Origin of the sequence: Thermogutta sp., from assembly GCF_014359955.1 — a bacterium.
GTDB lineage: Bacteria > Planctomycetota > Planctomycetia > Pirellulales > Thermoguttaceae > Thermogutta.
This window is the reverse complement of the sequence record NZ_JACIYL010001009.1, coordinates 1-1,348: the sequence shown is the minus strand read 5'-3', so window position 1 is coordinate 1,348 and position 1,348 is coordinate 1. Positions and strand designations below refer to the sequence as shown.

Genomic DNA, 1,348 nt, shown 5'->3' with positions numbered 1-1,348 from the left:
GACGGCGGCTGCCTCCTGCGAGATGCGGACCGCTTTTTCCAGCTCCCTCACACGCAAAAACGGTTCCGGTTTAAACCCCGGCCAGAAAACCCGTCGAATGCCAATGGCTATCCCACGCAATGCTGGCAAAAGAGGATTTGTCAGCCTGACAGCCATGTAAATGGGAAAGGCCAGTATCAGCGCGGAGGCTATCGGACGCTGAGCAGCCAGGCTCTTGGGGAGCATCTCACTGAAGAAAATGAGAACCAGGATGGAAATCGATGCGAAAACACCAGCCTGCTGGATATTCCCCTGGCGCTGCCAGTGCAATGTGATCACTGAAGACATCGTGAAGTAGGCCACATTGACCAGCAAATTGCAGAACAGGATGGCAGTCAGGAGGTGTTCCCCGCGACGGGCAAGGTAGGAAGCGAGGCGACCCGTCCAGCCGAAACTGGCGAGCTGATCCATGTCCTGACGACGGAGGGAAAAGTAAGCCGCTTCCGCTGCGGAAAAGCATGCCGAGAGGACTGCCAGGCCTCCCATCACCACCAGAAACGGAATCAAGGAGAGCATGCTCACAGCGACGCCCTGACCTCCGAGAGCAACGGTGTCATTTGAGCGGTCCCGCGTGTTCAGGTCTCATCCACTGTGGTGCGCCCGGTGGCCACATCGAACTCGTCGATGGCCGGTATGAGCATCGCAGCCGTGGCAAAACTGTAGGCGGCAACCAGCGTGACAAAAACAAGATGGGTTTGTCCCAGAAAGAGGCTGGTGAGAGCATAGAACGTCGCCAGCGGACAGGCAAACGAAGCGAGAGCCAGTGCATTCGATGGGTTCCGAATTCCCAGTGCAAGGTACAGTCCCGCTCCTCCTCCAATCATGAAAGCCAGAAACGGGTGGAGCTGGGCCTGGAAGGAGCCACTGAACGCCAGCATCACCCGCATGCACACGGCGACGCCAAGAAAGAGGAAAAACACGGTTCCCAGACTGGTCGCAATGGCATGGCGGGAGTTGACGTAGTTTAACCCTGCGTGAACTCCGAGCATGGCCACAAATCCAAAGAGCACCCACAAACCGACAACGAGATAGACTGTGTCCTCCCAGGTCAGCCAGCCCCGCCAGCCCAGCCAAAGGCACAGAAGGGTTGGTAAAAGCACATACTCTTTGCAGTTGTAAAAGGTGCCCGCCAGTTTGCCAAAGATAAACTCTTTGGGTGTGATATCCGACACCAGGAGAAGATCCAGCGTCCGACCGTCCCGTTCCGTCGTCAGGGAGGTAACCGCCTGCGTGTTGACAAGGACGAGACTGATCAGGAGGACGGGGACCGTGACTGCCGCGACAAGGCCCTTGTGGAGCCCCTCGGCAG

At 57.5% G+C, this 1,348-nt stretch carries 1 protein-coding gene and 1 pseudogene; both read right to left on the bottom strand.

The features are described from left to right. A partial coding sequence (locus H5U08_RS18980) for a DUF21 domain-containing protein (protein WP_297036780.1) occupies positions 1 to 555 on the bottom strand: 555 nt, incomplete at its 3' end. Positions 556 to 614: 59 nt separating this feature from the next. Next, positions 615 to 1,348: pseudogene (locus H5U08_RS18975) on the bottom strand (hypothetical protein); the annotation flags it as partial.